The organism is Actinomycetota bacterium (assembly GCA_035759705.1).
Lineage (GTDB): Bacteria > Actinomycetota > CADDZG01 > JAHWKV01 > JAHWKV01 > JAJCYE01.
Genome location: DASTUJ010000144.1, coordinates 1 through 6,207 on the forward strand (window position 1 = coordinate 1; position 6,207 = coordinate 6,207).

The following is a 6,207-nucleotide window of genomic DNA, read 5'->3' on the forward strand; positions in this document are numbered from 1 at the left end:
GCAGTCGCACAGAGCTCAAAGGATACAGTGGGCGGATGGTTTGCACCTCTTGTCTTTCTGGACTGGACTCTCTGACAGCGTAGAGCAGTTCCGGCCACCTGAGAGTCGGCCTCAGGTGGGTTCCAGCAGGCCTTCGTAGACGGACCTCCTGGGAACCCCCACGGCAGAGGCCGCTTGCGCAGCCGCCCTCGACTTGGTCATCCCCTCCTCGACGAGCCGTCGGGCCATCAAAATTGCGTCCGAGAGGCTCGCCGAGGAGGTCGAAGCCCCGTCTAGAATAAGCACCACCTCGCCCTTCAAGTCCTCCTCCAGCGCGGCCAGCACCTCGTCGATGCTGCCCCTGACGACCTGCTCGTGAACCTTCGTCAGCTCCCGGGCCATCGCCATGCGGCGGTCGCCCAAAACCTCACGCATCGCCTCCAGCGTCGGCCTTACCCGTCCTGGGGCCTCGAAGAAGACCATGGTTCGTTCCTCGCCGGCGAGTCCCTGCAGCCGGGTTCGCTTCTCCCCTGAAGGCTTGGGGAGAAAGCCTTCGAAGGCAAAACGTGCGGTGGGAAGGCCGGACAGGACCAGGGCGCTCAGCACCGCCGACGGGCCGGGTATCACCTCCATCGGCAGCCCCTCCGTGATGCACGCCTGGACCAGCAGGTAACCCGGGTCCGAGATTCCCGGCATCCCGCCGTCGCTCACCAGCGCCAGCCGGGTGCCCTGGCGGATCTTCTGCACCAGGTAGTCGGTCTGCTTGTGCTCGTTTCCCTGGTGGTAAGCCGTCATCTGAGCCCGGATGCCGTGGGCGGTGAGCAGCTTTCGGGTCCGCCGGGTGTCCTCGGCGGCGATCAGGTCCACCTCCTGGAGGACTCTCAGCAGCCGGTGCGAGACATCCTCGAGGTTGCCGATGGGGGTGGCGCAAACGTACAGGTGGCCGGTCACGGTTGGAACACCAGCCTGGTGCCCTTCCGGATGCCGAGCCTCTCGGCCTCTCCGGCGTCCATCTCCAGTACCCACCTGGCGGCCACCACGAACCGTCCGATCCTTCCCGGGTGCTGGGTCCTCAGCCGGATCACCTCTCCCTTGCGGTTGATGTGGATCACGTCGATGGGAAACACCATCCCGATCGTGTGGATCTGCTTGGCCCGAAGCAGGAACCCCCGTCCCCGGCCCACCTCCACGCGGCCCAGCAGCCCGCGGGCGTGCCCGAAGAGCCCTACCGGCTTGAAGACCTCCACGGCGATGCGCGGATTATCCGGGTCGGTCAGATACAAGAATTCCTCCTTGAGGATGGTGCAAGCGTCCATATACTGACCCAATTCCCTTTCCGCAGGAGAATTCGAATCGATTCGATCTCATCACCCCCAGCTCAAGGATCAGACCACCTGGAGCCCGGTTTCGACGAGGTGGCGCCCTCGGATCGGCGGGATCGTCCGGCGCGACTCGAGTGGTGGGAAAGGCGGTTTGTGCTGCCCCTGCTCCTGCTGTTTGCGGCGGTCATCCGGTTCGTTCGGCTTGCCGTACCCAAAGAGCTCGTTTTCGACGAGACCTACTACGCCAAGGACGCCTGCATCTACCTTTCTTACCTGCCGGAAGAATGCGGGTTGACGGGGACCTCGGAGCAGAGCTACGTCCACCCCCCGCTGGGCAAATGGCTGATCGCCGGCGGCATAAAGCTGTTCGGCAACAACTCGTTCGGCTGGCGGATCAGCGCTCTGGTCTTTGGAGTCGGCCTTGTTCTGCTCGTCTACCTCCTGGCCGGCAGGCTTTTTCGTAACCGCTGGATCTCTCTGGTCTCGGCCTTGCTGGTGGCCACCGACTTTCTACTGTTCGTGCAGAGCCGGATAGCGATGCTGGACATCTTCCTGGCCTTCTTCATCGTCCTCGGCTTTCTGTTCCTGGCCATGGACCGGGAAGCGGTGCTGTCGATCCGCGAGCATCTTTCGTCGGGGAACGATGGGCCGCCGCCGGCGCGCCGGCTGCTGAGCCGCGTTGCGTCGGGTTTTGCCTTCGGGCTCGCGCTGTCGGTCAAGTGGTCGGCGATCTACGCCATGGCTGCGGCCGCTCTGCTGGGCCTGGGTTGGACCATCGGGCTTTGGCGCATCCGTCGCCAGAGCGCCCGGGAGGCGGATCCGCCGGCACCGGAGCGCCCGGCGGACCGCGGGCCGGCCGGTTGGGGGGTCCTTCTCAGGGATGGCATCCTTACGGGGATCGCCTTCGGGCTCGTGCCGTTGACCGTCTACCTGGCCTCCTACTCCGAGTGGTTCGTCAAAGAGAGCTCGCAGGACTGCGCCTACACCGTCCCCGCCTCTTCGGACGACCGCTTCTTCAGTGCCGGCTTCTACGGGCTGACCGAAGGCGAGTGCCTGAAGGGAGCGACCGGCCTGGCCCTGAACTTCGCCGACCTCCACGACCGCGTGGCGGACTATCACCTACATCTGACGGCAACGCACCCCTACCAGTCGAAGGCCTGGACCTGGCCCCTCGTCCTCAGGCCGGTGGCGTATTTTTACGAAGGGGCCGACGGGCGGTCCAGCGAGATCATCGGCATGGCGAACGTGGTCACCTGGTACGCCGCGCTGGTTGCTCTGGTCTGGCTGGCCGTCCGCAGCATGCGCAGCTGGCGGCCGGAGGGGGTGATCCTGGCCGCCTTTGCCGCCCAGTACGTCCCCTGGCTGGCGGTGTCGCGGCCCCTTTTTTTCTTCTACATGACCCCCGCAGTGCCGTTCTTCATGATCGGGCTGGCCGCCGCGCTGAATGCCCTCCGGCAGAGAGGCCGCGCCGGGCGCAGGTTCGTCGCCGGATTCCTCATCGTTGGGGTGGGGGTTATGACAGTGGTGTTCTTCCCGATCCTCACCGCCATCGAAATGGACTACGACCTGTGGCAAAAGCTCATGTGGATCCCCCACTTCGACTGCGCCGGCCTGAAGTGCGGTTGGATCTAGAGGTCGGCGCGAGTTAGCTGCGCCGGGTAGGGCCCTCTGCCGGTGGCAACGGCGGCCCCGCAGCGGGCGGCCAGGTGCAGGGCCTCGCCGGGCGGCAGCCCCAGGCCGAGACCGAAGGTAAGCCCGGCGGCGAAGCTGTCCCCGCAGCCGTAGGTGTCCACCATCGGTCCCGGAAGCGGGGTGGCCGGGTAGGTCAGGACCGGCCCGCCGGCCACCCGGTAGGTGCCGCCGGCCTCGCTTGCGCTGCGGACCACGAGTTTGGGGGCCGGGCTGAGGTCTCCGTCGACGTATCTCTCCGATGGGTCGACGCTGCTTCCCACCAGTGCGTCCAGCTCGACCCCGGCCTCGTTCAGCAGGGGCAGTATGCGCGAGGTGGCCACCAGGACCTTAGCCTTTCGGGCCAGGCGCACCGCCTGGACGTCACCGGCCGTAAGGTACACCGCGTCGGCGCCTTCGAGCAGCTCCCACGGCAGGTCGTCGGCGGACGAGGGCGAGGAGCGGACCCCGAGAACGGTGATCGACCGGTCTCCTGAGCGGTCGATGAAGGTGATTGCCCGCCTCTGGGCGTCCTCACGGACCCCGGCGTGGACCTTCAGGTTCATCAGGGCGAGCTCCACCCGGGCGCGCCGGCCGAGGTCGTCGTCCCCGACGGTCGTGAAGAAGTCGGCGGTGCCCGCCAGCTTGGCCAGTTGGACGGCCGCGACGGCGCCCCCTCCCCCCGCTTCGTCCCACGCCTCCACCGCGTGAATGATCTCTCCCGGGCCGGGCATGCGGGGGACGCGGACGAAGTCAATCCACTCGATGTGTCCGACGACGGCTACACGCATGAGCATCAGGCTAGCGTCTGCTCGACAGAACGGCACCCTCGCCTTGTGTATGAACAGCCTAAAGGCATATATTTGGCCTGCCTAATATCTGACGGCAGGGAGCCCACTACTTTTCGTGTGTGTGACCTAAGTAGCGGCGGCGGAGGGACATTGTATGAGTAGGAGTAAAAGCAGGCGCGGGTTGGGGCTGTTCATGGCCACGGCCCTGTTGGTGGGAAGTGGCTGCGCCCAGACGGCGGACGACGGCGACGGGGACGACGATGTAACCGAAGCTTCTGCGGTGAGGGCTCTGGACCCCACCTTCGGTCTGGGTGGCGTCTCAAGAGTTTCTATGTCGCCTGAGGCCGACCGGTTCGTCTCGGTGGCCAACGGCGAGGACGGGCAGTACTACGCAGCCGGATTTCTCACCACTACGGGCGACCAGTCGATGGCCGTGGCCCGGTTCGACGAGAACGGCGACCTGGACACCGAGTTCGCGGACAAGGGTTACGCATCGGTGAACGTGGCGGTCGGCGGAAAGACCGGCGAAAGGGCCAGCTCGATGGGCGTCCTTTCCGACGGCAGCATCGTTCTGGCCGGCCCGGTCGAGCACGACCCGGCAGCCGCCGGCGACGGCGCACGGGACACCGACATTGCAGCAGTCAAGATCTCCGACGACGGTACGCAGGACATGACATTCGGTGACAACGGCGTCGCCCGCTTCGACCTGGGCACCGGCAGGGCGGTAGAGGACAACTTCGTCGGCGACACCATGTTCGGCCTGACGGTTCTCGAGGACGACAAAATCCTGATCGTAGGCGCCAAGCTGCACGACGGCCCCGACGAGACCGACCGTGACTTCGCGATTCTGCGTCTGACCGAGGACGGGAAGGCGGACACCTCGTTCGCCGAAGAGGGCGTGTTCGTTATGGACATCGACGACGGCAACGAGTCACCCCGCCAGGCTCTGGAGCTGGAGGACGGCTCGGTAGTCGTCAGCGGCTATTCCGGCGTCGGCGACGGCCCCATCTCCCCCGTGCTGTTCAAGCTGGACGACGGCGGCGAGCTGGTCACCGACTTCGGCGACGAGGGAATCGCCAGCGCAGAGCTCCTGCCGGCGGTTGCCGAGGCATACGAGGTCGGCCTGCAGGGCGACTCCTTCATCATCACCGGCTACGGCCGGGCGACCGAGGAGGAGAAGGTGGACATGATCGCCGCCCGCTTCACCTCGGAGGGCGAGTGGGATGAAGAGTTCGGCGAGGACGGCCTGGTTCGCATCGACATCTCCGGTCAGGACGACCGTGGACGCGACCTGGTGGTCCTGGAGAACGGCAACATCCTGATCGCAGGCAGCGGCAAGCCTGCCGAGACCGACATCAACGGGATGTTGGTCATGTTGACCGAGGACGGCGAGCTCGACGAAACCTTCGGCCGGGACGGCATCTACCAGGTCGACCTCGGGGGCAAAACCGACTCGTTCTTCTCCATCGCTTTGAGCGAGGACGAGAGCTCGGCGATCGTATCCGGCTGGATGGGGCCGGACGCAGCAGCTGGAGGCAACGAGGAAGGGGTGATCGCCCGAATCACCTTGTAATCCTCCGGGACTGCGGTAGTGTGAGGTCGAGTTGCCACTCGACAGTGGTGAAAAGAGAGCCGGTTACCTACGGGTGACCGGCTCTTTTCTTTTAGCGCAGATTGTTCGCGGGAACCTAACCGGCCCGTAACCTTCGGCTCGCTAATCTCAAATCAGGGATCCCAACACCCACTGAGGAGGAACTCCCTATGACTGAACAACTCAACTGGCTTGCGACAAGACAACTTCCCTTCAACCGGCCCAACGGATGGGTGACCCTCGACAGGACATGGGCGCATGCCCTCGGCGTTCAAAAGGACCGCGGCGTCTACCGGATTCGCCACCGCGAGCTTGTTCGGCGGATGGACCCGCTGGCTGAGGCCCGAAACCTCACCGGCAGCTGGACCATCGACCCGGAGAGGACAAAGGTGGCATTCGTTGCTCCCCACCTGGTGTTTGCCAAGGTGCGGGGAGAGTTCAGCGACGTATCCGGAAACCTGAGTGTCGGGTCCGGGTCCGAGGACTCCTGGGTGGACGTCAGGGTCGGCACGGCCAGTGTCGACACCGGCCTTCCGCTGCGGGATGCCCACCTGAGGTCGGCGGACTTCCTGGACGCCGCCAACCACCCCGACATGCACTTCCGGAGCACCGAGCTGCTGGTGCACGGCTTCCGCAACTGCACAGTAAGCGGCGAGCTGACCGTTAGAGGGGTCACCCGGCCGCTGAAGCTGGACGTGGAGTTCCTGGGAAGGGAAAGCGACGCCGGCGGCAAGCCCAAGCTGGCGTTCGAGGCCAGGGCCAACATCGACCGGGAGGAGTTCGGGCTCGTCTGGAACCGCCCGCTCGAGGCGGGCGGAGTGCTGGTCGGCCGGCACATTGAGCTTCAGATCGAGGC

At 65.4% G+C, this 6,207-nt stretch carries 6 protein-coding genes; 3 read left to right on the forward strand and 3 right to left on the reverse strand.

The genetic code is table 11. The features are described from left to right. Window positions 1-111 precede the first annotated feature (111 nt). Entirely contained in the window at window positions 112-930 is an 819-nt protein-coding gene (gene rsmI / locus VFV09_10020; GenBank protein HEU4868053.1) for a 16S rRNA (cytidine(1402)-2'-O)-methyltransferase, read from the reverse strand. Then, window positions 927-1,262, reverse strand: a complete 336-nt coding sequence (locus tag VFV09_10025) for a DUF192 domain-containing protein (protein ID HEU4868054.1) — start codon at window positions 1,260-1,262, stop codon at window positions 927-929. The genes rsmI and VFV09_10025 overlap by 4 nt, the downstream gene beginning before the upstream one ends. A gap of 192 nt (window positions 1,263-1,454) precedes the next feature. Between VFV09_10025 and VFV09_10030 the strand changes: the two genes are divergently transcribed. Further along, a complete protein-coding gene (locus VFV09_10030; protein ID HEU4868055.1) occupies window positions 1,455-2,933 on the forward strand; it encodes a phospholipid carrier-dependent glycosyltransferase in 1,479 nt (492 codons plus the stop codon). Here VFV09_10030 and VFV09_10035 read toward each other — a convergent pair. Next, a complete protein-coding gene (locus tag VFV09_10035; GenBank protein HEU4868056.1) occupies window positions 2,930-3,760 on the reverse strand; it encodes a PfkB family carbohydrate kinase in 831 nt (276 codons plus the stop codon). The genes VFV09_10030 and VFV09_10035 overlap by 4 nt on opposite strands. A 154-nt stretch (window positions 3,761-3,914) precedes the next feature. Between VFV09_10035 and VFV09_10040 the strand changes: the two genes are divergently transcribed. Both VFV09_10040 and VFV09_10045 read left to right on the forward strand, forming a co-directional pair. Further along, window positions 3,915-5,333: a hypothetical protein gene (locus VFV09_10040; GenBank protein HEU4868057.1), complete on the forward strand. Its 1,419-nt coding sequence runs from the start codon at window positions 3,915-3,917 to the stop codon at window positions 5,331-5,333. Window positions 5,334-5,521: 188 nt separating this feature from the next. After that, window positions 5,522-6,207, forward strand: a 686-nt coding sequence (locus tag VFV09_10045; GenBank protein HEU4868058.1) for a YceI family protein, incomplete at its 3' end; no start/stop codon positions are given.